23 protein-coding genes and 1 tRNA gene are annotated in these 24,681 nt (G+C 71.0%); 10 read left to right on the top strand and 14 right to left on the bottom strand.

Annotated features, from left to right (window positions below; all coding sequences use genetic code 11):
- Positions 1-15 precede the first annotated feature (15 nt).
- Positions 16-1,680: a urocanate hydratase gene (gene hutU, locus ACZ32T_RS27910; protein ID WP_467369629.1), complete on the bottom strand. Its 1,665-nt coding sequence runs from the start codon at positions 1,678-1,680 to the stop codon at positions 16-18.
- Positions 1,681-1,807: 127 nt separating this feature from the next.
- On the opposite strand from hutU, the gene ACZ32T_RS27905 reads away from it, so the two are divergent.
- The 5 genes from ACZ32T_RS27905 (at position 1,808) to ACZ32T_RS27885 (ending at position 5,554) form a co-directional block, all read left to right on the top strand.
- Positions 1,808-3,157 (top strand): APC family permease, encoded by a 1,350-nt coding sequence (locus ACZ32T_RS27905; RefSeq protein ID WP_467273358.1) that lies wholly within the window; start codon positions 1,808-1,810, stop codon positions 3,155-3,157.
- A 210-nt stretch (positions 3,158-3,367) separates the two neighbouring features.
- Positions 3,368-3,772 (top strand): hypothetical protein, encoded by a 405-nt coding sequence (locus ACZ32T_RS27900; protein ID WP_467273357.1) that lies wholly within the window; start codon positions 3,368-3,370, stop codon positions 3,770-3,772.
- Complete coding sequence (locus ACZ32T_RS27895) at positions 3,769-4,575, top strand: helix-turn-helix domain-containing protein (RefSeq protein ID WP_467273356.1); 807 nt, start codon at positions 3,769-3,771, stop codon at positions 4,573-4,575. Before ACZ32T_RS27900 ends, ACZ32T_RS27895 begins: the two co-directional genes overlap by 4 nt.
- Positions 4,576-4,613: 38 nt before the next feature.
- The gene (locus ACZ32T_RS27890) at positions 4,614-5,081 is read left to right on the top strand and encodes a roadblock/LC7 domain-containing protein (RefSeq protein ID WP_467273355.1); all 468 of its coding nucleotides are present in this window, start codon (positions 4,614-4,616) and stop codon (positions 5,079-5,081) included.
- A 98-nt stretch (positions 5,082-5,179) separates the two neighbouring features.
- Positions 5,180-5,554, top strand: a complete 375-nt coding sequence (locus ACZ32T_RS27885) for a hypothetical protein (protein ID WP_467273354.1) — start codon at positions 5,180-5,182, stop codon at positions 5,552-5,554.
- A 10-nt stretch (positions 5,555-5,564) separates the two neighbouring features.
- Here ACZ32T_RS27885 and ACZ32T_RS27880 read toward each other — a convergent pair whose 3' ends face one another.
- Positions 5,565-6,134 (bottom strand): hypothetical protein, encoded by a 570-nt coding sequence (locus ACZ32T_RS27880; RefSeq protein ID WP_467369628.1) that lies wholly within the window; start codon positions 6,132-6,134, stop codon positions 5,565-5,567.
- A gap of 107 nt (positions 6,135-6,241) precedes the next feature.
- The gene (locus ACZ32T_RS27875; RefSeq protein ID WP_467273353.1) at positions 6,242-7,090 is read right to left on the bottom strand and encodes a MurR/RpiR family transcriptional regulator; all 849 of its coding nucleotides are present in this window, start codon (positions 7,088-7,090) and stop codon (positions 6,242-6,244) included.
- 140 nt (positions 7,091-7,230) lie between these two features.
- Here ACZ32T_RS27875 and ACZ32T_RS27870 point away from each other — a divergent pair, with 140 nt between their 5' ends.
- Positions 7,231-7,812 (top strand): DsbA family protein, encoded by a 582-nt coding sequence (locus ACZ32T_RS27870; RefSeq protein ID WP_467273352.1) that lies wholly within the window; start codon positions 7,231-7,233, stop codon positions 7,810-7,812.
- Positions 7,813-7,831: 19 nt separating this feature from the next.
- On the opposite strand, the gene ACZ32T_RS27865 is transcribed toward ACZ32T_RS27870, so the two are convergent.
- A complete protein-coding gene (locus ACZ32T_RS27865; protein WP_467369626.1) occupies positions 7,832-8,635 on the bottom strand; it encodes a maleylpyruvate isomerase family mycothiol-dependent enzyme in 804 nt (267 codons plus the stop codon).
- Between the two features lie 135 nt (positions 8,636-8,770).
- Between ACZ32T_RS27865 and ACZ32T_RS27860 the strand changes: the two genes are divergently transcribed.
- Entirely contained in the window at positions 8,771-9,193 is a 423-nt protein-coding gene (locus ACZ32T_RS27860; RefSeq protein ID WP_467273350.1) for a hypothetical protein, read from the top strand.
- A gap of 284 nt (positions 9,194-9,477) precedes the next feature.
- On the opposite strand, the gene ACZ32T_RS27855 is transcribed toward ACZ32T_RS27860, so the two are convergent.
- The gene (locus ACZ32T_RS27855; protein ID WP_467273349.1) at positions 9,478-10,881 is read right to left on the bottom strand and encodes a cystathionine beta-synthase; all 1,404 of its coding nucleotides are present in this window, start codon (positions 10,879-10,881) and stop codon (positions 9,478-9,480) included.
- Between the two features lie 155 nt (positions 10,882-11,036).
- Between ACZ32T_RS27855 and ACZ32T_RS27850 the strand changes: the two genes are divergently transcribed.
- The 3 genes from ACZ32T_RS27850 to ACZ32T_RS27840 all read left to right on the top strand — a co-directional run bounded on the left by ACZ32T_RS27850 (position 11,037) and on the right by ACZ32T_RS27840 (position 14,694).
- On the top strand, positions 11,037-12,098 hold the full coding sequence (locus tag ACZ32T_RS27850) for an SGNH/GDSL hydrolase family protein (protein WP_467273380.1): 1,062 nt from the start codon (positions 11,037-11,039) through the stop codon (positions 12,096-12,098).
- Between the two features lie 119 nt (positions 12,099-12,217).
- On the top strand, positions 12,218-13,438 hold the full coding sequence (locus tag ACZ32T_RS27845) for an acetyl-CoA C-acetyltransferase (protein ID WP_467273348.1): 1,221 nt from the start codon (positions 12,218-12,220) through the stop codon (positions 13,436-13,438).
- A 401-nt stretch (positions 13,439-13,839) separates the two neighbouring features.
- Entirely contained in the window at positions 13,840-14,694 is an 855-nt protein-coding gene (locus ACZ32T_RS27840) for a hypothetical protein (RefSeq protein WP_467273347.1), read from the top strand.
- On the opposite strand, the gene ACZ32T_RS27835 is transcribed toward ACZ32T_RS27840, so the two are convergent.
- From ACZ32T_RS27835 to ACZ32T_RS27795, 9 genes are all read right to left on the bottom strand, one after another.
- Positions 14,691-15,011 (bottom strand): hypothetical protein, encoded by a 321-nt coding sequence (locus ACZ32T_RS27835; protein ID WP_467369624.1) that lies wholly within the window; start codon positions 15,009-15,011, stop codon positions 14,691-14,693. The genes ACZ32T_RS27840 and ACZ32T_RS27835 overlap by 4 nt on opposite strands.
- Before the next feature lie 141 nt (positions 15,012-15,152).
- Positions 15,153-16,040: a Bax inhibitor-1/YccA family protein gene (locus tag ACZ32T_RS27830; RefSeq protein WP_467273345.1), complete on the bottom strand. Its 888-nt coding sequence runs from the start codon at positions 16,038-16,040 to the stop codon at positions 15,153-15,155.
- 300 nt (positions 16,041-16,340) lie between these two features.
- Positions 16,341-16,427: transfer RNA gene (locus ACZ32T_RS27825), tRNA-Leu, on the bottom strand.
- 249 nt (positions 16,428-16,676) lie between these two features.
- Positions 16,677-19,085, bottom strand: a complete 2,409-nt coding sequence (locus ACZ32T_RS27820) for a glycoside hydrolase family 2 protein (protein WP_467369622.1) — start codon at positions 19,083-19,085, stop codon at positions 16,677-16,679.
- Positions 19,082-19,993 (bottom strand): ATP-binding cassette domain-containing protein, encoded by a 912-nt coding sequence (locus ACZ32T_RS27815; RefSeq protein WP_467369619.1) that lies wholly within the window; start codon positions 19,991-19,993, stop codon positions 19,082-19,084. Before ACZ32T_RS27815 ends, ACZ32T_RS27820 begins: the two co-directional genes overlap by 4 nt.
- Positions 19,975-20,919: an ABC transporter ATP-binding protein gene (locus tag ACZ32T_RS27810; protein ID WP_467369617.1), complete on the bottom strand. Its 945-nt coding sequence runs from the start codon at positions 20,917-20,919 to the stop codon at positions 19,975-19,977. Before ACZ32T_RS27810 ends, ACZ32T_RS27815 begins: the two co-directional genes overlap by 19 nt.
- 4 nt (positions 20,920-20,923) lie before the next feature.
- A complete protein-coding gene (locus ACZ32T_RS27805) occupies positions 20,924-21,829 on the bottom strand; it encodes an ABC transporter permease (protein ID WP_467273341.1) in 906 nt (301 codons plus the stop codon).
- Complete coding sequence (locus ACZ32T_RS27800) at positions 21,826-22,821, bottom strand: ABC transporter permease (protein ID WP_467273340.1); 996 nt, start codon at positions 22,819-22,821, stop codon at positions 21,826-21,828. Before ACZ32T_RS27800 ends, ACZ32T_RS27805 begins: the two co-directional genes overlap by 4 nt.
- 80 nt (positions 22,822-22,901) lie before the next feature.
- Positions 22,902-24,635 carry an ABC transporter substrate-binding protein gene (locus tag ACZ32T_RS27795; protein WP_467369615.1) on the bottom strand — a complete coding sequence of 578 codons (1,734 nt, stop codon included), beginning with the start codon at positions 24,633-24,635 and terminating at the stop codon, positions 22,902-22,904.
- Positions 24,636-24,681 lie beyond the last annotated feature (46 nt).

The raw sequence follows: 24,681 nt of genomic DNA, 5'->3' as shown, positions 1-24,681 counted from the left end.
CGTGGAAGGTGTCGCTCACGCGGTGCCTTCCTCCCGCATCGGGATGCGCACGCCGCGCTCGTCCGCCACCGACTCCGCGATGTCGTAGCCCGCGTCCACGTGCCGGATGACGCCCATGCCCGGGTCGTTGGTGAGGACGCGGCGGATCTTCTCGCCGGCCAGCTTCGTGCCGTCGGCGACCGAGACCTGGCCGGCGTGGAGGGAACGGCCCATGCCGACGCCGCCGCCGTGGTGGATGGAGACCCAGGAGGCGCCGGAGGCGACGTTCACCATGGCGTTCAGGAGCGGCCAGTCGGCGATCGCGTCGGAGCCGTCGAGCATGGCCTCCGTCTCACGGTAGGGGGAGGCCACCGAACCGCAGTCCAGGTGGTCGCGGCCGATCGCGAGCGGGGCGGTGAGGGTGCCGTCGCCGACCATGTCGTTGAACATGTCGCCCGCCTTGTCGCGCTCGCCCTGACCGAGCCAGCAGATGCGCGCGGGCAGGCCCTGGAAGTGGACCCGCTCGCCCGCCATCCTGATCCAGCGGTGCAGCGACTCGTTCTCCGGGAAGAGGTCCAGGAGCGCCTTGTCGGTCTTGTGGATGTCCGAGGCCTCGCCCGAGAGGGCGGCCCAGCGGAAGGGGCCCTTGCCCTCGCAGAAGAGCGGCCGGATGTAGGCGGGCACGAAGCCGGGGAAGTCGAACGCGCGCGCGTAACCGGCGAGCTGGGCCTCGCCCCGGATCGAGTTGCCGTAGTCGAAGACCTCAGCGCCCGCGTCCATGAAGCCGACCATGGCCTCGACGTGCTGGGCCATCGACTCACGCGCGCGGGTGGTGAAGCCCGCCGGGTCCTTCGCCGCGTACGAGGCCATGTCGTCGAAGCCGACGCCGGCGGGGAGGTACGCGAGCGGGTCGTGGGCCGAGGTCTGGTCGGTCACGATGTCGACGGGGGCACCCTCGGCGAGCATGCGCGGAAGGAGCTCCGCCGCGTTGCCGAGCAGGCCGATGGAGAGCGGACGGCGGGCGTCGCGCGCCTCCACCGCCAGCTGGAGCGCGTGCTCCAGGGAATCGGCCCTCACGTCCAGGTACTTGTGCTCGATGCGGCGCTCGATGGCGCGCGGGTCGACGTCGACACAGATCGCGACGCCGTCGTTCATCGTCACCGCGAGGGGCTGGGCGCCGCCCATGCCGCCGAGACCGGCGGTGAGGGTGATCGTGCCGGCCAGGGTGCCGCCGAACTTCTTCGCGGCGACCGCGGCGAACGTCTCGTAGGTGCCCTGGAGGATGCCCTGCGTCCCGATGTAGATCCAGGACCCGGCGGTCATCTGCCCGTACATGGTGAGCCCGAGGGCCTCCAGACGGCGGAACTCCTCCCAGTTGGCCCAGTCGCCGACCAGGTTGGAGTTGGCGATCAGGACGCGCGGCGCCCATTCGTGGGTCTGCATGACGCCGACCGGCCGCCCGGACTGGACGAGCATCGTCTCGTCCTGCTTGAGCGTCCGCAGCGTACGGACCATGGCGTCGAAGGACCGCCAGTCGCGGGCCGCCTTGCCCGTGCCGCCGTAGACGACGAGCTTGTCGGGGTGCTCGGCGACCTCGGGGTCGAGGTTGTTCTGCAGCATGCGGAGGGCGGCTTCCTGCTGCCATCCCAGGGCGCTCAGTTCCGTACCGCGCGGTGCCCGTACGGGGCGGGGTCCTGACATGGCGATGCCTCCTCGCGAATGTGACTCTCTTATTCACATCCTGTCCGCCTGAATACTCCTAGTCAACAGGTGAGACCCCCTTCTCCCCCGGGCAGGCCTGAACCCATCACTCTCCCGGGGAGGCCCCGTGCCCGCATCGCAGCCCACGACACCAGCCGGTGAGCCCGCCCTCAAGCGGGCCATCGGCCCCAAGCTCCTCATCCTGTTCGTCATCGGCGACATCCTCGGCACCGGCATCTACGCCACCACCGGAAAGGTCGCGGGCAAGGTCGGCGGGGCGCTCTGGCTCCCGTTCCTGATCGGTTTCGTGGTCGCGCTGCTCACGGCGGCCTCGTACGTCGAGCTCGTCGGGAAGTACCCCAAGGCGGCCGGCGCGGCGCTCTACACCCAGAAGGCCTTCAAGGTCCCGTTCCTGACCTTCGTGGTCGCCTTCCTGGTGATGTGCTCGGGCCTCTCCTCCGCCAGCGCCGCGGCGCTGGCCTTCAGCGGCGACTACCTCGGTGAGTTCACGGACGCCCTGCCGCCCACCCTCGTCGCCATCCTCTTCATCCTCGTGCTCGCGGCGATCAACCTGCGGGGCGTCTCGGAGTCGGTGAAGGCGAACGTCGTCCTGACGCTCGTCGAGCTCAGCGGGCTCGTCGTGATCCTCTCGATCGGCGCCTACGCCGTGTTCGCCGGCGACGGCGAACCCTCCCGGCTCACCGACCTGGAGACGGGCGGCACGGGATACGCCCTGATCACCGGCGTCCTCGGCGCGACCGCGCTCGGCTTCTTCGCCTTCGTCGGCTTCGAGGACTCGGTGAACATGGCCGAGGAGACCCACGATCCGGCCAGGACGTTCCCGCGTGCCATCTTCATCGGCGTCGCGGTGACCGGCACCGTCTACGTCCTGGTCGCCCTGGTCTCGTCCCTGCTCGTCGACTCCCGCACCCTGGAGGGGTCCAGCGGCCCGCTCCTCGAAGTGGTGAAGGCGGGCGGCGTCGACTTCCCGCCGAAACTCTTCGCCCTCATCGCGCTGTTCGCGGTCACCAACTCGGCCCTGATCAACATCATGATGGCCTCACGGCTCTGCTACGGCATGGCCAACGAACGCATCCTGCCCCGCGCGATGGGCAGCGTCCTCGCCGGACGCCGCACCCCCTGGGCCGGCATCCTCTTCGTGACCGTGCTCGCCGTCGGACTCGTCTCCACCGGCGAGATCGAGGGCCTCGGCGACACCACGTCCTTCCTGCTCCTCTGCGTCTTCGCCGTCGTCAACATCTCCGTGCTGGTGCTGCGCAAGGACCGCGTGGACCACCGGCACTTCCGTACGCCGACGGCGCTGCCCGTGCTGGGGGCGATCACCTCCCTGATCCTGGCGAGTCCGCTGGCCGACCGGGCCGCCGACGTCTACGTCCGGGCCGGGATCCTCCTCCTGATCGGAATCGGTCTCTGGGCGGTCAACAAGGCGGTGATGCCGGCCCGCGAGAAGGCCTGACGACGGGCGGAGGCGGGCGGAGGCGGACCGTTCCCGCCACGGAAGGACAGCCGGCCGGACCCGTCCCGGCCGGCTGTCGCGCTTCCACCTGGAGCCCTTTACACGGCCCGCCGCATGTACCTGTGGAAAATGCCAGAACTCCCACCGGGCACACACACGTTGCGTAGCCTCTCCATTACATCCGTACGCCACGTCGGGAGGGATTTCGCGTTGCCCGGGATCGACGAGTGCCTGATCGAAGTCATGAGGCTGCCCGGTGCCCGGGGCGCCTCGGTGGTCGACTGGACGAGCGGGCTCGCGCTCGGCACCATCGGCGAGTCGCCCAACGGGGACCACGAGGCCACGGCCGCCGAGACGGCCGAGGTGGCGAGGATGGCCGCCGAACAGCCGGTCTTCGCCCAGGCGGAGGCGTCCACCGGCTCACCGGGGCCGCCCGTCCCCGCCGTCGAGGACGTCATCGTCACCACCGCCCCCGGCTACCACATCCTCCGTTTCGTCGAGACGGCCTTCGACAGCAGCGTCTTCCTCCACCTCTGGCTGGACCGCGCGGAGGGCAATCTCGCCCTGGCGCGCATCCGGCTCGGCGAGATAGCGGAGCGGCTGGTCCTGGCATGAGACCCACCGCCACCGTCCGGCCCGGCACAGCCGAACGGGCCGCTCCCTCCCCGATGCTGCAGCGGCTCGAGGCGGAGCGCGCCACCGGCGCGCTGATGCGCGACCGCGGCACCCTCTACCTCGCCGACGGCCAGGTCGTCCACGCGGAGAGCCCCGCGACCCCCGGGATCGACGTCCTGCTCACCACGGGCGGGGCCCTGCGCTCCGAGGGCTGGTGGGACGCGGTCGCCCAGGCGGGCGCCAGACAGCGGGTCGGCCGCTACCTCGTGGACAGCGGCCGGGTCCCCGGCGGCGCGCTGGAGCTCTGCCATCTGGGCGCCCTGTACGACGCGGCGTTCTTCGCCCTGGCCCCCACGCACACACCCGCCCGCTTCCGCTACGGCGTCTCCCACTGGATCGGCCCCGTCCGCCCCGTACCCGTGCACGCCGTGCAGCGCGAGACGCTCCGGCGCCGCGAACTCCTGGACCGTATCTGGCCGGACGCGCTCACCGACAGCGCGCCGCTCTCCCCCACGGCCCACCCGGTGGACGTGCCGGTCCCGCCACGCCAGCGCCGCGTCCTGGCCCTGGTGAACGGCGAGCGCACGGCCACGGACATCGCCCAGGAACTGGGACGCTCGGCCTTCCACATCCTGGTCGACCTGCGCCGGCTCGCCGCCGCCGGGCTGGTCGAAGCGGTCCGCCCCGCCACAGCAGGCTCCGCACCGGCGTCCGGGCCTGGACGCATCACGCTGCCCGAGGTCACGAACGACCCCGACGTCGCCCTGTTGCGCCGGCTCAGAGACGCATTGGAGGCCTTGTGATACGCGCGCTCAGACAGCGTGCCGGGAGGAGACAGCTGATGGTGCCCGAGGCAGAGGCGCAGGACGTCCTCGACGAGCTCCAGCGGTTACGCGCGCGGGTGCCCCTCCTGACCGGCGCGCTGGCCGCCAGCACGGACGGCCTGATCGTCGCCCAGGACACCCCGGGCGTCGAGGCCGAGGGCGTCGCCGCGCTGACCGCCGCCGCACTCGGCGTCTCGATCCGGATGACCGACGCCACCGGACGCGGCGGCTTCCGCGAACTCCTGATCCGTGGCGAGAACGGCTACATCGCCACCTACGCGGCGGGTTCCTCCGCCGTCCTCACGCTGCTGGCCGAGGACCGCATCAACGTCGGCCGTCTCCACCTGGAGGGCCGCCGCGCCGGGGCGCGCATCGGCGAACTGGTCGACGCCTCCCAGGACCGCCCCGACCGCCCCGTGCCGCCCCCACGGCCGCAGCAGTCACGGGCCCTGCCCCGCCGCACCGTCACACCGGACTCCCCGTGACACCCGCCGCGGCCCGTCACGCACGCGCCACGGACGCGAAGCGCACCACCAAGCAACGGACCGGCCACCGGGCCGGCCAGGGAAAGGAAACGAGCACTATGGCCAACACCGAAGCGTCACTGAAGGAAGCGATGGCGTCGATCGAGGGGACCGTCGGTGTCGCACTCGTCGACTACACCAGCGGCATGGCCCTGGGCACCCTCGGCGGTGGCAAGGACTTCAACCTGGAGGTCGCCGCGGCCGGCAACACCGATGTGGTCCGGGCGAAGCTCCGGACGATGGAGCACCTGGGCATCAAGGACGAGATCGAGGACATCCTGATCACCCTCGGCACCCAGTACCACCTGATCCGGCTGCTCAAGACCCGCGGCAGCAACGGCCTCTTCCTCTACCTCGTGCTGGACGGCGGCCGGGCCAACCTCGCGATGGCGCGCCACCAGCTGCGGAAGATCGAGGCGGAGCTGGAGGTCTGAGCCGGCCCTCTCACCGGCGGCGACGCCGCGCCCCACCGGGTGCGGCGTCCCCCGCCACCGGCCCGGTCGTCCTGTAGGCCTTCACGCGCCTGCCCGTGGGCCGTCCGCGCTCCACCCAGTCGGTGCGCACCCAGTACAGGACGTCCTCCCGCCGCTCACGCTGCCCGATCCGTACGGCCTTCAGCCAGAGCCCGGCACCGGCCCCGGCCATCACGAGCCCGCCCGCACCGGGCAGCACGTACGCGCTCGCGACCGCCACCAGGAACGCACCGGCCACCCACCAGCGGCAGCCACGCCGCCGGGTCCGTACGGTCACGTCCCGGTCCTGGAGGAAGTCGCCCCGCCCGGCCCTCGTGGCGCCCTTCGCCAACTCCGTGTACCGCCCGGTGCGCGTGAACGCCACGGCGGCCAGGGTCACCAGGAACAGCGCGGCCCCCGCCGTCAGTCCGATCCGCCGGCCGGGGAGGCCCGGGACGAACGCCCCGACGGCCGCCGCCAGCAGCCCCGGCCACCACAACGGCGCGGCGCCGGCTCTCACGATCACGGCCACCCTCGCCAGCGACTGTGCTCCGCGCCCCACGTCCGTACCCCTCTCCCGCAGTCCCCTGTGGACCTTTCGGCGCGGAGATTAGTAGGCGCAGATGAGCGACGTCTGAGAATCGGCGGAGCCTCTCGGCCGGGCTCCGGCTACTCGACGAACAGCCCCCGCGCGGCGGCCCGCGCGTCGAACTCCTCCAGCCGGGCCTGCGCCTCGGGCAGCCCGTCGCACATGGCTTCCAGCAGGACCCGCCCCAGCAGCATCGGGGCGCACGCGGTGTCGAAGGCCAGCCCGGTCCCCACGGCCGCCGGGATCAGCAGATCGCTGTGGGCGGCGACCGGTGCGAACGCCGAGTCGGCCACGGTCACGACGGTGAGCCCCCGCTCCCGGGCGTACGCCAGCGCGTCCACGACCTCGCGCGGGTGCCGGGGCAGCGCGAAGCACATCAGCGCGCTCGCGCCGGCACGCGCCGCGGCGTCGACGCGGTCGTGCAGCATGCTGCCGCCCTCGTCGAGCACCCGCACATCGGGGTGCACCTTGGCGGCGAAGTACCCGAACCCCCTGGCCTGCGAGGACGCGGCCCGCAGTCCGAGCACGAGCAGCGGCCTGGAACCGGCGAGCAGCCGCCCCGCCCGCTCCACGGGGGCCGGATCGGCGAGCAGTTCGGACAGCTGCCGCAGGTTCTCGATCTCCGCGCGCACCGCCTGCTGGTACTCGTTGAAACTCTCCTCCGTCCCGCCCCCGCCGGCCGCACCCTCCGGGGTGACCTCCCGCAGGTGCTTGCGCAGCGCGGGGTACCCGTCGAAGCCGAGCGCGACGGCGAAGCGGGTGACGGACGGCTGGCTGACCCCGGCCAGTTCGGCGAGCTCCACGCTCGACAGGAACGGGGCGTCGGCCGCCCGCCGCACCATGGAGTGCGCGATCCGCCGCTGGGTGGGCGTGAGCCGCTGCCCCTCGAAGAGCCGCTGCAACCGTGCAGCCGGGCTGCTCCCGCTCATGCTGTCCCCTCCAGAGTTCCACCGCGCCGGTCCGGCACCGAGGAATCCATTCAGCCAGCAAGCGGTCTGAATGTCCATATACAGTCCCCGGCCCGGCCGCTCGCATTGCGGGACCGCCGTCCCCTGCCGACCCTGGGATCATGATCCCAGCCAATACGAGAGGGCCGGGCGGCGTCATCGTCCGCTACGGCGATGCCGAGGCCGAGCACGTACTGAGCGTCTACGCCGACCTGCGCTGCCCCTACTGCAAGCGCATGGAGCTCGGCCTCGGAGCCGTGATGGAGCGGGCCGCGGACGAGGGCCGATTCGCGGTGGACCACCATTTCGCCACGTTCATCGACGACTCCGCGGGCGGCAGCGGCTCCATGGAGGCGCTGGCCGCGCTGGGAGCCGCCGCGGACGAGGGACAGAAGCCGTTCATGCACTACCTGCGGGCGCTGTACGCCGATCAGCCCAGTGAGGAGGTGGACGCCTTCGCCGACCGGGAAACCCTGCTGCGGCTGGCCGACGAGGTCGAGGCGCTGCACACCGACGCCTTCCGGCAGAAGGTGGGTGAGCGCACCTACCTGCCCTGGGCGGCACAGGTGTCGGCCGCCTTCGGGACGAGCGGCGTCCGGTCCACCCCGACGGTGCTGATCGACGGCACGCCGGTCCCGGTCATCAACTCCATGGGGTACGCGGTCACGCCCGAGGCCTTCCTCGCCGAGGTGACCTCCCGCTGAGCGTCCGGGCCGCCCGGAGTCAGAACACGACGCGGGCCGTCGTCAGCGCGGCCCGCGCGCCGGGATCGCCCTCCAGCTCCAGCGGGCCGCGCACCGGGCGGCCCGAGACATGCCGGGCGAAGTCGACCGCGCCGGAGCGCAGCGTCGCCGCCGGGCTGCCGATACCCAGCAGACGGCGCCCTCCCGCGGGCCCGCCGAGGTCGATCTCCACCGCGGGGCCCGTCCAGGCGAGGGCCAGGTCGAGGACCACCTGGTCCACGATCTCCCGGTCGTGCCCGTCGAGGACGGGCTCGGCCCCGAGGGCGTCGCAGAGGTCCACCCGGTGCATCCAGGTGTCACGGGCCACGAGGACGTTGCCGAGGTAGTCCACCGAGTCGTCGGGCAGCGCCTTCGCCTCCGGGTAGAGCAGGCTCAGCCTGACCCTGCGGCGCAGCGGTGCGGGCACGCGGCGCAGGGCGATGAGGGCCTGGGGTGCGAAGTGGGCGAGGGCGCCGATGAGTTCGCGGCCCGGAACGGCCTTCCTGTCCTCGATCTGGGCCTCGTTGTGCCCGTCGAGCCGGCCGAGGTGCGGATGGGTGCGGGCGGCCCGCCGGATCCGGCGGGCCGCGACCCAGGGGCGCGGCACCTCCTCGTACTGGCCGACGGTGTGCGCCAGCATGTCCCGGACGTTCCAGCCGGTACAGACGGTCGGGCGCCGCCAGTCCTCGTCGGTGAGTTCACGGAACGTGGAGAGCGTCGCGCGGAGCTCGGCCTCGTTGACCAGGCGGGCCCGCGTCCCGGATGTCCGGGGGATGGCCCGGGCGGAGGATGTCGTGGTGGCCATGGGCGCGCCTCCCGTTTCCCGTCCTGCGGCACCAACGCTACGCCGACGGGGCGCGGCCCGCCCCGTGTGACGGCCCTCCGAAACAGGGGGGTTGTCCCCAGTGCCCGGGGAGCCCCGGCTTCGTACCGTAAGCGTATGGAAGCCCGTGACCCTGAGCTCAGGCGAGAGCTCGACGCCACCCTGCAGGCCCGCGGCGAGCTGGGGCCCGAGTACGAGTCCGCGCTCATCGAGTCGTTCCTGGAGAAGGTCGAGCAGCGGCTCGACGGCACGAACGACCTGCGGGCCAGGCGCCACCTCGCCGAGCAGCGGATGGCCACCGCCCGGGGCGCGGCCCGCCCCGCGACGCCGGCCGTCGGCACCTTCGGTGAGCGGTTCGGCTTCGGGGCGGTCTCGCTGGTGCTGGCCATCCCCCTGTCCGCGATCGGCGTCGCCAACGCCGGCATCGAGGGGCTCGTCGTGGCCTGGCTGGGGATCTTCGGCGTGAACGCCGTGCACTCCGCCCGCGCGTGGCCCTGGGGCCCGGGGAAGCGGCGGACCTCGTCCGGGTGGGACGGCTGAGGGAGAGGACGGCGGAAGGATAGTCGCGGGGACCGCCGCACCCCCGGTCGCCCGGGGGGCGGGACGACGGCGGTCCCCGCGAGGGACGCGGTCCCGGGTCAGGGCCGGGTGCCGCGTCCTGGCGACGGTGGAGGTCCGGGAGCCGCTCCGTAGTCCGTGTCGCCGTATGTGGTGCCGGCGGGCCTTCCCGCCGACACCCATTACTGTGCCGGAGCCGTGTTAAGCCGGTGCTGCGTCAACGTGTCGCGCTCGTACCGTTTTCGCGAACCCGGGACACCCCGGCGCTACGGCTTGGGCGCCGCGTCCTTCGCCAGGAACGCCAGCAGGTCCTGCCTGCTCACGACACCGGTCGGCTTGCCCTCGACGAGGACGATCGCCGCGTCGGCACCCTCCGCACCGCTGAGCACGGCCATGAGGTCCTCGACGGGCTCGCCCGAGCCGACCTGCGGCAGCGGGGCCGACATGTGCTTCTCCAGGGAGTCGGACAGCGTGGCCCGCTGGGTGAACAGCGCGTCCAGGAGCTCGCGCTCCACGACGGAGCCGATGACCTCGGCGGCCATCACGTCCGGGTGTCCCGCGCCCGGCTTCACGATCGGCATCTGGGAGACGCCGTACTCCCGGAGGACGTCGATGGCCTCCCCGACCGTCTCCTCGGGGTGCATGTGGACGAGCGAGGGGAGCGGCCCCTCCTTGAAGTCGAGCACCGCCCCGACCCGGGCGGACGGCCCGGCGTCCTCCAGGAAGCCGTAGTCGGCCATCCACTCGTCGTTGAAGATCTTGCTCATGTAGCCGCGGCCGCTGTCCGGCAGCAGGACGACGACCACGTCCTGGGGGCCGAGACGCCTCGCGACCTCCAGGGCCGCGACGACCGCCATGCCGCAGGAGCCGCCGACGAGCAGACCCTCCTCCTTGGCGAGCCGGCGGGTCATCTGGAAGGAGTCCTTGTCCGAGACCGCGACGATCTCGTCCGTGACCGTGCGGTCGTAGGCGCTCGGCCAGAAGTCCTCACCGACGCCCTCCACGAGGTAGGGCCGCCCCGAGCCGCCGGAGTAGACGGAGCCCTCCGGGTCGGCGCCGACGACCCGCACGCGGTTCTCGCTGATCTCCTTGAGATAGCGGCCGGTACCGGTGATCGTGCCGCCGGTGCCGACGCCCGCGACGAAGTGGGTGATCCGTCCCTCCGTCTGCTCCCAGAGCTCCGGCCCCGTGGTCTCGTAGTGCGAGCGCGGGTTGTTGGGGTTGGAGTACTGGTCGGGCTTCCAGGCCCCCGGCGTCTCCCTGACCAGGCGGTCGGAGACGTTGTAGTACGAGTCCGGGTGGTCGGGGTCGACGGCCGTCGGGCAGACGACGACCTCCGCCCCGTAGGCCCGCAGCACGTTGATCTTGTCCGTGGACACCTTGTCCGGGCAGACGAAGACGCACTTGTAGCCCTTCTGCTGGGCGACGATGGCCAGGCCCACGCCCGTGTTGCCGCTGGTCGGCTCCACGATCGTGCCACCGGGCTTCAACTCGCCGCTCTGCTCGGCGGCCTCGATCATGCGCAGCGCGATGCGGTCCTTCACCGATCCGCCGGGATTGAAGTACTCGACCTTGGCCAGGACCGTCGCCTGAATGCCTGCCGACACATTGCGCAGCCTGACCAGCGGGGTGTTGCCGACAAGACTGATCATCGAATCGTGGAATTGCACCGTGTACTCCGGGATCTCCGTAATGGTCAGGCAAGAGTATGCGTACGGGCAGGAGATCGGGCCGAGCGATTGAGTTACGCCCTCCACGGGGCAGGTAGTGCTGTGTACGGCTGTACGGCACGGAGGAGGTGGACCGGACTGTGTCGAGAGCGAGGGTGGCGCGGCGGATCGCAGCGGGTGCGGCCTATGGGGGCGGCAGCGTAGGGCTGATCGGCGCGGCGACGGTGGGGCTGGTGCTGGCCGAGGTCCAGCTGGCGAAACGGCAGGTGGGCGGGGGCAAGGCCCCGGTCCCCCCGAGTGCGGACGGGCGGTACGGGGTGGCGTTCGCCGGCCCGTCCGATCCGCTGCGCTTCGTCCTGCTGGGCGACTCGACGGCGGCCGGCCAGGGTGTGCGGAGAGCCGGCCAGACCCCGGGGGCGCTGCTGGCGTCCGGTCTCGCGGCGGTGGCCGAACGGCCGGTGGATCTACGGAACGTGGCCCTGCCGGGGGCCCGGTCGGACGATCTGGAGCGGCAGGTGTCCCTGGTGCTGGCCGATCCGTCGGGGGTGCCGGACGTCTGCGCCATCATGATCGGCGCGAACGACGTGACCCACCGGATGCCGGCGACACAGTCGGTGCGCTGTCTGAGCACGGCCGTCCGGCGGCTGCGCACGGCCGGTGCGGAGGTCGTCGTGGGCACCTGCCCGGACCTGGGCACGATCGAGCCGGTCTACCAGCCGTTGCGGTGGCTGGCCCGGCGGGTGAGCCGGCAGCTGGCGGCGGCCCAGACGATCGGCGCGGTGGAGCAGGGCGGGCGGACCGTCTCACTGGGCGACCTGCTGGGTCCGGAGTTCGAGGCGAACCCCCGGGAGCTCTTCGGTCCCGACAACTACCACCCCTCGGCCGAGGGGTACGCGACCGCTTCGATGGCGATGCTGCCGACCCTGTGCGCGGCTCTCGGGCTGTGGCCGGAGTCCGACCACCTGGACGGTTCGCGCCGCGAGGGGATGCTGCCGGTCGCCAAGGCGGCCTCCCGCGCCGCACGCGAGGCGGGCACCGAGGTGACGGCGGCGCGCGCGCCCTGGGCCATGCTCAAGCACCGCAGGCGCCGGCGCCTGCCCGCCCACACGGAACCGGTCCCGCACGACGGCACGGGCACGGACACGGACGGCGGCCCCATGCCGGAGCGCGGGTCGGGTGCGACCTGGCGCCGGCCCGGGAACATTCCGGGAAACTGAGCGGTTGCTTAGAAAAGAGGTCCGCATCACATCACCTGTTGGGTGACCTCAGCTATACGTCCGGGTAACTTCCAAGGCAGTCCAGCCTTCCTGCCTTCCAGCCCTCATGGAGCCGCGTGATGCCCGAAGCCGTGATCGTCTCTGCTGCCCGTTCGCCCATCGGCCGGGCCTTCAAGGGGTCCCTCAAGGATCTGCGCGCGGACGACCTGACCGCGACCATCATCCGGACGGCGCTGGCCAAGGTCCCCGAGCTGGACCCCAAGGACATCGACGACCTGATGCTCGGCTGCGGCCTCCCCGGCGGCGAGCAGGGCAACAACCTGGGCCGCGTCATCGCCGTGCAGATGGGGATGGACCACCTCCCCGGCTGCACGGTCACCCGCTACTGCTCGTCCTCGCTCCAGACCAGCCGCATGGCCCTGCACGCCATCAAGGCCGGCGAGGGCGACGTCTTCATCTCCGCCGGCGTCGAGATGGTGTCCCGCTTCACCAAGGGCAACTCCGACAGCCTGCCGGACACGCACAACCCGTTCTTCGCCGACGCCGAGGCACGTACCGCCGCCCGCGCCGAGCAGGAGGGCACGAGCTGGACCGACCCGCGCGAGGAGGGCCTCGTCCCGGACGCGTACATCGCGATGGGGCAGACCGCCGAGAACCTGGCCCGGATCAAGGGCGTCACCCGCCAGGACATGGACGAGTTCGGCGTGCGGTCGCAGAACCTCGCCGAGGAAGCCATCAAGAACGGCTTCTGGGAGCGCGAGATCACCCCCGTGACGACGCCGGACGGCACGGTCGTCTCGAAGGACGACGGCCCCCGCGCCGGCGTCACCCTGGAGGGCGTGCAGGGCCTGAAGCCGGTGTTCCGCCCCGACGGGCTCGTCACCGCCGCCAACTGCTGCCCGCTCAACGACGGCGCCGCCGCCCTGGTGATCATGTCCGACACCAAGGCGCACGAGCTGGGCCTGACCCCGCTGGCCCGCATCGTCTCGACGGGCGTGTCCGGCCTGTCCCCCGAGATCATGGGCTACGGCCCCGTCGAGGCCAGCAGGCAGGCTCTCGGGCGCGCCGGGCTGACCGTCGACGACATCGACCTGGCCGAGATCAACGAGGCGTTCGCCGCCCAGGTCATCCCCTCCTACCGTGACCTCGGCCTGCCGCTGGACAAGGTCAACGTCAACGGCGGCGCGATCGCCGTGGGCCACCCCTTCGGCATGACCGGCGCCCGCATCACCGGCACGCTGATCAACAGCCTGCAGTTCCACGACAAGCAGTTCGGCCTGGAGACGATGTGCGTGGGCGGCGGCCAGGGCATGGCCATGGTCATCGAGCGGCTGAGCTGAGCCGCAGCGGAGGGTAGGGGGCGCCCGAGGAACGAGGGCGGCACCTGCCCGCAGCGCAGGCGAAGCTCAGCGCGACCGCAAGCACAGAGCGGCTGAGCTGAGCCGCAGCGGAGGGTAGGGGGCGCCCGAGGAACGAGGGCGGCACCTGCCCGCAGCGCAGGCGAAGCTCAGCGCGCGCTCAGGGGCCCTTTTGAATCGAGCCGAGCTCCTATCGTGACCGAATCTCCCCCAGGATGTGATCTGCGTCCCGGGGGAGAGTCGTTTCTGCAGGTCACACCAGTCACAGAGCTAAACACCAGGCCCAAAGACCTGTCCAATTCGTGACGTAATGCACTGACAGCAGGCATCGGTACAGGACAAGCTGATGTAGGAAGTCGGGGGTGTCGATTGAAACCGGGAGTATGTCAGTGAGCGCCATGCCGTTTGCCCTGTTGCTGACCACCGCCGCTGCCACGGCCGTCGGCGCCGCCGCTCTGCACGCTGCTCACGGGCTGCGCAAGCAGGTCACGGCCCTGCGCACGGAGCTGGCGGAGGGACGCGGCCCGCACGCGTCCGTGCCCGAGCAGCTGAACCGGAGCGCCGGCACACCCGCCGAGGAGATACGCGCGGCGGTCGCCGACGCGCTCGCCGAGGAGCGGGAGCGGGAGCTCGCCGAGGCCCGCGCCTTCTGGGCGGCCCAGGAAGCACGCGACGCCGCCGACGCCCCGTCCCTGCTGGGCGGACTCGGCGAGGACGTCCCGTTCTTCATGCCCCGCCAGACCGACTTCGCGGGCCTGGAGGCGATGGACCTCGAAGCGGGCGACGCCCTGGACGAGCTCGCCGAGCTGGCGGAGCTCACCGACATGCCCGAGGTCACCGAATACGCGGAGTACGCCGAGGACTCCCCCGAGCTGGCCGCGGCCCGTCGCCGCCACCCGTCACACCCGGACTTCGTCCCCGTACAGACACCCGTCGTCACCGACCATGAGCGTACCGTGAACCGGCTGGAACGGCTCGCCGATACCGGTACGGAGCTCACCGACGTGCGGCCGGGCCCTCTCGGGACGCTCGATGTGTACGTCTTCGCCGACGGCACCACGCTCTGCATGACCCCGGGCCACCGGGAGACCGCCGAGCGGCTCGCCGACTCGCTGCGCTCCGGTGAGCAGCCGGTGCTGCTGGGCGGTTCGGGAGTCTCCGGCGCCTACGCGCTGACGTTCTCGTGCGGCCAGGACAACGTCTACATCCTCGCCGACCGCGTCATCGCCTCGTTCTAGGGCCTGAACGCCCGCTCCGCCGCCTCCTCGACACACCGCACGGCCTCGTCCAGCTCCTGGGACGAGGCCGTTTCCAGTGCCACGGCCAGGTCCCGCCCGGCGACCGCGAGCTGGTCGCCGACCGCGAATATCCCGGCGTCCGGCATGGTCCTCGGCTCCCTGTCCGGGGCCTCGGCCCGCTGGGCACGGACGGACAGCTCCCTCGCCGCCGCCAGGGCCTCGGCGGCCGTACCGCGCTGCAGCCGGCTCTGCGGGGTACTCCGCAGCCGGTCGGCGAAACGGTCCACGGCGGTGATCAGGGGCGTCGTATCAAGCACGCCGTGACCCTACGCGCCCCCGCGGGATGGTTTCCAACGCGCCGAGGCCCGGGCACGGGGCCGGGAACCTCGCGACGACGAAACGGGACGGCCCGCAGGCGATGAGCCTGCGGGCCGTCCCGTCGTCGTCGTGCCTACGGGTCAGTCGTTCCCGTTGAGGATGGAGAGCAGACGCAGCATCTCCAGGTAGATCCACACCAGGGTCAGGGTGAGGCCGAAGGCGGCCAGCCAGGACTCCTCGCGCGGTGCGCCGTAGTTGACGCCGTCCTCGACCTGCTTGAAGTCCAGCGCCAGGAAGCACGCGCCGAGGATGATGCCGATGACTCCGAAGAGGATGCCCAGACCGCCGCTGCGGAAGCCGAGGCCGTCACCGCCGCCGAACACGCTGAACAGCAGGTTGACCATCATCAGGAGCACGAAGCCCACGGCCGCGGCCATCACGAAGCCGTAGAAACGGCGGGTGACGCGGATCCAGCGCATCTTGTACGCGATGAGGACACCGGCGAAGACACACATGGTGCCCATCACCGCCTGCATCACCGTGCCGGGGCTGATGTAGGTGCTGACCGTGCTGGAGATCACTCCGAGGAAGACACCCTCGAAGGCCGCGTAGGCCAGAATCAGCGCCGGCGCGGGCTTGCGCTTGAAGGACTGGATGATCGCGAAGACGAACGCGATCAGGGCCGCGCCGATGGCGATGCCGTAGGACTTGCCGAGATTGGCCTCGTCGACCGGCAGCAGGGCCCAGGAGAGCGCGGCGGTGAGCACCACGGTGCCCAGCGTCATGGCCGTACGCGTGACGACGTCGTCGATCGTCATCGCGCCGGAGCGCGCGGGCGCCTGCGGGGCGCCGTACTGGGTGTCCTGCTGGGCGTAGGGGTTCGTGGCGTACGGGTTCGCGGCGGTGCCCTGCGCGTACGGGTTGGCACCCGCTGCGGGGGCCCCGGCCTGCGGCGCCGCGTTGAAGCCCGCGTAGCCGTTGTCGCGGCTGAACCCCCGTCGCGAGAAGACCGGGTTGCTGCTCCTCATTTCACTCCTCCATGGCCACCTCGCGCGGCCTTGCGTCAAGAGTAATGGGTAGGCAAAAGAATCACCCTAGTACCGGAGGAGGATCTTCGGGGAAGCCGACGGCCCCGGCCCCTCCTGTGCGGTACCGAAAGCCTCGTACCCGCCGGGCGCGTCCGCAAAATGCGCACGCGCCCCGGTCACCCGGCCGCCGCGCACGCACAGTGATCACCCGGAACGGGAAGGGTGACCACCGGCGGGACGGCCCTAAGAGGTTGACAGCTGAAGTACCGTGCGGCCGCCCGGGCTCCACCGACCGTGCGGTGGTGCCCGGAGCCGGACTCGAACCGGCACGCCCCCGAGGAGGCAGCGAGGTTTAAGCTCGCCGTGTCTGCATTCCACCACCCGGGCGTGGGCGCGCGGCTCCGCTTTGGCACAAGACCCTATCCGGGGGCGTCCCTCGAACAGCGGAACATCCATTCGATGTTGTCTTATTTTATTGACCGTGTGAGGGACCGTCAGACACCGGGCACCGCATCAGCACACGCCCGGCCCGGTCGGGGGGTACGAACCCCGGCAAACGGGAATGACGGAAAGTCGCCGCACCCGCACGGCCCAATACGCCATGGGCCGCGCCACCGTTCGCCAGGGCCCGCCACCTCAGTGGTCGACGGTGTCGTTGACGCACCGGAGAACCGGCCGTGAGCCCAGCGCCTCCGGGTCCTTCAGCACCGCGCCCGTGACATGGAACACGGCACTCTCACCGGGCAGCAGAGTGACGAGCATGTCGTCCACCTCCGCCGCCGGATCCAGCCGGTCGGGGAAGAGCGCGAGATCGCGCAGCAGGGTCCGCGCCGTCACCGTGACCCGGTAACCGATGCCCGATTCGTCACCCTGGGTGACCGTGGCCTGGTACCGCGCCGGCGGCAGCGCGAGACGGGTGTCCTCCTCGTAGAACTCCACCAGCCGCTGCTCGCCCAGCTCCGCGACCAGCACCTCGCGGGCGCTGTCGTCCGGGTCGGCGACCGCGGACGGCAGGGGCACACGGGTGACGCCCCGGGCCGCCGTGCCCACCTCGACCGCCTCCTCGGCCAGGACCTCGCCGTCGAGGGAGCGCCGGGTCAGCCGCAGCGTGCCCTCCCACGGGCGGGCGGAGTCGTTGACCAGGTGCAGTGCTCCGTCCCGTACGGCCATCAGCCGGTCCGCGTACACCGCGCGCAGGGCGTACCAGAGCGGCTTGCGGCGGCCGTCCCCGTCGACGGCCGCCCAGGACACGACCGGCCAGCAGTCGTTGAGCTGCCACACGACCGAGCCCATGCAGTACGGGCTGTGCGAGCGGAAGTGGCGGATCCCGAAGGCGACCGCGCGGGCCTGGTTCAGCTGGGTGAGCCAGTGCCAGTCGTCGAAGCCGGACGGCTGCGGGAGATGGTCCCCCAGGCCCCGCAGCAGCTTGGCGTCGCCGTCCTCCGCCTTCTGGTGGTGGGCGAGCAGCGGGGAGCCGGGTGCCGGCGGGCCGCTGACCGCGCGGCGCAGCGTGGCGTACGCGGGCGGGCCCTGGAAGCCGAACTCGGCGACGAAACGGTGGGCGGTGTCGGCGTAGTGCCGGTAGTCGACCCTGTTCCAGACGTCCCAGAGGTGGACCGTGCCGCGCGAGGGGTCCTGCGGGGGCAGCTCAGGGGACCCGGAGTAGGGCGACCCCGGCCAGTACGGACGGGAGGGGTCGGTCTCGGTGCAGAGGGCCGGCAGCAGCTCGTGGTAGTAGCCGTGGCCCCAGGTCCGGCCCTCCAGCTTCTCCTGCCACCCCCAGTCCGCGTGGCCCTCCAGGTTCTCGTTGTTCCCGCACCACAGCACCAGCGAGGGGTGCGGGGCGAGCCGGACGAGGTTCTCGCGGACCTCCGCGGCCACCTCGTCGTACAGCGGCTGCTCCTCCGGGTAGGCCGCGCAGGCGAACGGGAAGTCCTGCCAGACGAGCAGCCCCTTCTCGTCGCACAGCTCGTAGAAGTCGTCGCTCTCGTAGAGGCCGCCGCCCCAGACCCGGATCAGGTTCACGCCCGCGGCGACCGCCTGGTCGAGACGGTCCGAGACCCGCTGCCGGGTGATCCGGGCGGGGAAGCAGTCGTCGGGGATCCAGTTCACCCCGCGTACGAAGACGGGCTCGTCGTTGACGGAGACACGGAACGCCTCACGCTCCAGGGAAACTCCACGGAATCCGGTGCGGCCGGTCCAGGCGACTTCCTCCCCCAGGCGGACGGTGACGTCGTACAAGGGCTGTTCGCCGTGACTGTGCGGCCACCAGCGCGCGGCCCGGGGGACGGGCAGGGTGACCGAGACGCGGCGCTCTTCCTCGTCGGCGACGAAGACGGCGCGGGCGCCGGCCACCTCGACCGAGCCCGGCAGGGCCGCGCTGCCGCCGCGGTCCACGTCCAGGGTGACCGCCAGGCGCGGCACCCCGTCCTCGTCGAGGTCGCCCAGCACCTTCACCCCGGCGATGCGCGGGCCGGTCCAGGACTCCAGCGCGACCGGCCGCCAGATGCCGGAGGTGACGAGGGTGGGCCCCCAGTCCCAGCCGAAGTTGCAGGCCATCTTGCGGATGAAGGCGTACGGCTCCGCATACGCGCCGGGCCGGTCGCCCAGCTTGTCGCGCATCGCCTCGGCGTAGGTGTACGGGGCGGTGAAGCGTACGGCGAGGGTGTTGGGGCCCTCGCGCAGCAGGGGGCGCACGGGGAAGCGGTAGCTCCGGTGCTGGTTGGCCGTGGAGCCCACCTCGGTGCCGTTGAGCAGGACGGTGGCGACGGTGTCGAGGCCGTCGAAGCACAGGTCGGTGAACGCGTGGCCGTCGGCGGACCACTGGAACGTGGTGCGGTACGTCCAGTCGGTGCGGCCGATCCAGCCGAGCCGGTTCTCGTTGTCGTCCAGATAGGGGTCGTCGATCAGGCCGGCGGCCAACAGGTCGGTGTGGACGCAGCCGGGGACGGCCGCCGGGACGCCTCCTGTGGGGAGCCCCACAGGGACGGCGCTGTCGGCGCTGAGCGTCCAGCCGTCGTGCAGGGGCAGGTGGCGAGGGGTCACGCGGAGGTCCTTACGCAGTCGGGGAGTCCGGCGCAGGCGACGAAGTGGTCCGGCTCGGTCTCGTACAGGTCGCTGTCCCCCGGGCCCCCCTCGTGGAAGGCGCAGGCCTCCACGGGTTCGGCGGACGTCCAGGGCTGGTTCAGCCGGGGCACCGCGGCCAGGAGGGTGCGGGTGTAGGGGTGGAGGGGGTTGCCGAAGACCTTCTGGGTGTCGCCGCGTTCGACGACGCGGCCGTTCCTCAGGACCACCGTTCTCTCGGCGAGGTAGGTGCCGAGGGAGAGGTCGTGGGTGATGTAGAGGACACCCAGGCCGCGTTCCTTGAGCCCGGCGAGGAGGTTGAGGACGTCGATGCGGGTGGAGGCGTCGAGCATGCTGGTGATCTCGTCGGCGACCAGGAAACGCAGGTCGAGCAGGAGCGCGCGGGCGATGAGCAGGCGCTGCAGCTGGCCGCCGCTGAGCTGGTGCGGGTAGCGGCCGAGCACCTGCCCGGGGTCCAGGCGTACGTCCCGTACCGCCTTCTCCACGCGGTCGGACCACTCCTTGTCGGAGACGCCCGGGTGGTACGCGCGGCGGACGAGGGCGAAGACGCGGTCGGCCTTGAAGACGGGGTTGTAGCAGCTGAAGGGGTCCTGGAAGACGCCCTGGACCCGGCGGTAGAAGTCCTTGCCGGGTCTGACCTGTTCGCCGTCCAGGGTGAGGCGGCCCGAACTGGCCCGGGTGAGCCCGAGGACCATGCGGCCGATGGTGGACTTACCGCTGCCGCTCTCGCCGATGAGCGAGACCAGTTCGCCGGGTGCCGCCTCGAAGGACACCCGGTCGACGGCGGTGACGGACCCGCCGCCGAAGGCGCCGGCCCGGAAGGTCTTGGTGACACGGTCGAGGGTCAGCATCAGGCCGCCTTCCAGCATGCGACGGTGTGGCGGGGGGCGACCTCGACGACCGGCGGCTCCTCGGCGCACCCGCTGTCGGCGAGCGGGCAGCGGGCACGGAAGCGGCAGCCGGGGGGAGGGTCCAGGAGAGAGGGCGGGGAGCCCTCGATGCCGCTGAGCGGCTTGTCCTTGAAGCGGGCGCCGACCTGGGGCAGCGAGCCGATCAGCATCTTCGTGTACGGATGGCGTGGCGCGGTCGTCAGCGCCTTCGTGGGGGCCTTCTCGGCGAGCTTGCCCGCGTACATCACCATGATCGAGTCGGCGATGTGCGAGGTGAGCCCGAGGTCATGGGTCACGAAGATCATGCTGGTGACGAGGCCCTTGTCGCGGAGCCCCGTGAGGGCGCCGACGACGGCCTGCTGGTTGGAGACGTCGAGGGCCGAGGTGACCTCGTCGGCGATGAGGACGGACGGGTCGAGCAGCGTGGAGATCACCATGACGGCACGCTGCTTCATGCCTCCGGACAGCTCGATCGGATAGCGGTCCAGGACGTCCCGCTCCATGCCGACCAGGGCGAGCCGGCGGTGGAGTTCGTCCGTGTCCACGCTCACTCCGCGCGAGGCGAGGAGCTCGCGGATCATGCGGCCGATGCGGCGCGTCGGGTTGAGCGCGCTCATCGAGTACTGCGGGACGAGCGAGATCCGGTGGAAGCGGTAGGCGTTCATCGCCCGGTCGTCGGACAGCGGCAGTTCGTCGCCGTCCAGCGTCACCGTGCCGCCCACGTGCCGCATCCGGCCGTCGAGCCGGATGAGGGACTTGCCCAGGGTGGTCTTGCCGCAGCCGGACTCGCCCGCCAGGCCCAGGATCTCGCCGTCCGCCAGGTCGAAGCCGACGCCGTCCAGGGCCCGGACCTCGCCACGCAGCGTGCGGTAGTGGACCCGCAGATCGTTGACGGTCAGGGTCATGAGCTCAGGACTCCCTCAGCTTCGGGTTGAAGACCTCGTCGAGGCCCACGTTGGCGACGTAGAGCGCTCCGACGATCGCGGTGATCCCGGCGCCCGGCGGAATGAACCACCACCACATGCCGAGTTGGAGCGCGCTCCACTGCTGGGCGCTCTGCAGCATCAGGCCGAGCGAGACGCCCTCGGTCGGGCCGAGCCCGATGAAGTCCAGCGAGGAGGCGATGAGGATGGACCCGCCGAAGAGCAGGATGAACATCATGAAGAGGTACGAGCTCATGTTGGGCGCGATCTCGCGGAACACGATCCGCCAGGTGCCGCTCCCGCTGAGCCGGGCCAGGTCGACGAACTCCCGGGTGCGCAGCGAGAACGTCTGCGCCCTGATCGCCCGGGCCGCCCAGGGCCATGAGGTCAGCCCGATGAACAGGCCCTGCACGGCGACGCTGCGCACCCCCATGTAGGCGTTGATGATCAGCAGGACGGCGAGGGCGGGGATCACCAGCACGACGTTGGTGACCATGTTGAGGACCTCGTCGACGACACCGCCCCGGTAGCCGGCGAGGAAGCCGACGACCATGGCGATGACGGCGGCTATGGCCCCGCCGACGACGCCCACCAGGAAGGTGGCGCGCAGCCCGTGCACGAACTGGGCGTAGACGTCCTGGCCGAAGGTGGTGGTGCCCATCCAGTACGTGCCGTCCGGCGCGGACGCCTGCGGGCCCACGTACTCGTTGGGATTGCCGTTGTCGAGCAGCATCGGTCCCACGACGCCGATCGCGAGCAGGATGACGACGAGGGTCACCCCGATGATCAGCTTGGGGTTGCGCACCGCGTAGTGCAGCGACTCGCGGCCCGGCTTGGCCGTGGGGGCCCCGGCCGAGGGGGCTTCGGGCGCCGGGTCGGGCAGTGTGCTCATGACGTGCCTCCTGCCATGCCCGTACGGGTGCGGGGGTCGACGACGACGTACACGATGTCGATGAGGAAGTTGGCGATCAGGACGCCGATGACGATGAACAGGAACGCGCCCTGGAGCAGGAAGAAGTCCTGGTTCTGGATCGCCGCCAGGATCAGTGAGCCGAGCCCCGGATAGGCGAAGACGATCTCGGTGACGAGCGCCCCGGCGACCAGTACGCCGAGCTGGAGCGCCAGGCCGGTGACCTGGGGCAGGACGGCGTTGCGGAACGCGTAGCGGCGGATGAGCCGCTGCGGGGCGCCGAGGGCGGAGAGATAGGAGCTGTAGTCGGACTCCAGCTCGTAGATGATCATGTTGCGCATGCCGATGGCCCAGCCGCCGAGCGCGACGAGGAAGAGCGAGAGGAACGGCAGGACCCAGTGGTGCAGCGCGTCGATGACGAAGTCGCCGTTCCAGCCGGGCTGGATGTCCAGGCTGTAGCCCCCCGATATGGGGAACCAGCCGGCCTTCGCACCCAGCGCCCAGGCGAGGATGACGGCGATCCACATGTACGGCATGGCCGTCAGCAGATAGCCGGCCGGCAGCACGGTGTTGTCGAGGACCTTGCGGCGGGCGGAGAGCGCGCCGATCCAGTTGCCCACGAACCAGCTGAGCAGGACGGCCGGGATCATCAGGCCGAGCGTGTACGGGAGCGCGTCGAGCAGGACGTCTCCGACGGGCGTGGGGAAGACGAAGATGGAGATACCGAAGTCGCCCTGGAGCAGCGCCCCCCAGAAGTGGAGGTACTGCTGCCACAGCGGTTCGTCGAAGCCGAACAGGTTGTTGTAGTAGGTGCGCATCGCCTCGGCGGCCTCCGGCTGCGATACGCGGGCGCGTGCGACCATGGCGGAGACCGGGTCACCGGGCATGAAGCGCGGGATCATCCAGTTGACGGTGACGGCGACGACGAACGTCAGTGCGTAGATGAGAAGTTTGCGGGCGAAATAGCGGCGCAAGAGTGCTCCCCTGGTGGAGAGCCCCGCCGTGCGCGCACGGTCAGGTGCGCGCGCACGGCGGGGCGGTCATGCGGTCGGTCCTACTTGGCGGGCTTCAGCTGCGTGAGCGTCTCGAAGCCGCCCATCTCCAGCCAGTTGCGCCACAGGGCCGGCGCGGTCTTGGGAGTCCCCTCGGCGTCCGAGGGCCAGTTCGTCCAGGTGCCGGTGGTGGACTGCGACCAGAGGCCGTTGTACCAGAGCGGGATGATGGGCATCTCCGTCAGCTGGATGTCCTGGATCTTCGACACGGCGGCCTTCATGCCCGCCGTGTCGTCGGTCTTGACCCCGCCGAGCTCCTGCACCAGCTTCCAGGCCTCCTCGTTCTCGTAGCGACCGAAGTTCACCGTGTTCTGCTGCTTCTGGACCGGCATCTGGAAGATGTAGTCGTAGTACGTCCACGGGGTGTTGGACAGCTGACGCTCGTTGTTGATCACGAGGTCGAAGTCGCCCTTCCCGCGCCGCTCGTTGAGGGCGTTCTGGTCGGGGAACTCGGTGGTGATCTTGATGCCCGCGTCCTTGGCCCCGGCGGCGATGACCTTGGCCGCCTCCATCCAGTCGGTCCAGCCGGAGGGCACGGCCAGCTTCAGGCTGAGGGCCTTGCCGTCCTTGTTCTCGACGAAGCCGTCGCCGTCCTCGTCCCGGTAGCCGGCCTCCGCGAGCTCCTTCTTCGCCGCGGCGGCGTCGTGTGTGAAGCCCTTCTCCGCGATGAGGGCCTTGTCGTCGAACTGCTCCCACTGCGGCAGCAGGCCCGTCGGGGAGGCCGGCTTGACCAGGTCGCCGTACACACCCTTGACGATCTTCCCGGTGTCGACGGACGCGGCGAGCGCCCGGCGGAAGGCGGCGTCGTCCATCGGCTTCTTGGTGGTGTTGGGCACCAGCCAGGCGGTGTTGGCCGAGAGCATGTACGGGGCCTTGTCGTAGTACGACACGACCTTCTTGCTCTTGATCAGCGAGGACGCGCCGGGCAGGAAGTTGTTGCTGAGGTCCAGCTGGCCCTGGCCCAGCTGACCGATCACCACTTCGTTGCTCGGGTTGGAGACGTCGACGATGTAGCGGGGCGCAGGCGTCATGCTCAGCGCCTCGGTGCCCCACCAGTCCTCGCGCCGCTCCCAGACGACCCGGTCCTGGGACTTGCTCTTCAGCTTGTACGCCCCGGTGCCGACCGGCTTGTCGTTGACGCCGTTGAGGATGTCCTCGTCGGTGCGCGGACTCCAGACGTGCTCCGGAACGATCGGCTGGCCGTAGAGGGTGTAGTCCCACTCCTGGTAGCGGGCCTCCCTGAAGGTGAAGCGGACCGTCGAGTCGTCCACCGCCTTCGCGTCGGACAGCCAGCTCCACAGCGAGTGGAAGGCGGAGGCCTCGATCTTGCCCAGCCCGTAGGAGTACGCCACGTCCTTGGCGGTGAGCGGCTTGCCGTCGGCCCAGGTGATGCCCTGGCGCAGCTTCACCTCGTACGTCTTGTCGCCGGTCCAGCTGCCGGACTCGGCGAGCCAGGGCGTCAGCTTGCCCTCGTTCGGGTCGAAGTGGAACAGGGTCTCGTAGACCAGTCCCTTGGTGCCGGTCGCGTGGTCCCAGTTGCGCAGCGGGTTGTAGTTGGCCGGAGGCCCCCACTGGGTGCCGGTCGTGTAGAGCGTCTCGTCGCGCGGCAGCGAGCCGCCCTTGCCGACCGCCCCGCCGGTGCCGCCCGCCCCCGAACCGCCCCCCGTGCACGCGGTCGCGGCGAGCGTGAACACGGCGAGTGCGGTGGTGACCCGCAGCCGGGTACGCGTACCCATAGCCCCTCCTCTTCCCCCGCCGTCCCTGCTGAGCGGAGTCACTGAA

This window comes from Streptomyces sp. NPDC023573 (genome assembly GCF_055559735.1).
The sequence above is the reverse complement of the archived record's forward strand: the minus strand, read 5'-3'. Positions and strand labels throughout refer to the sequence as shown.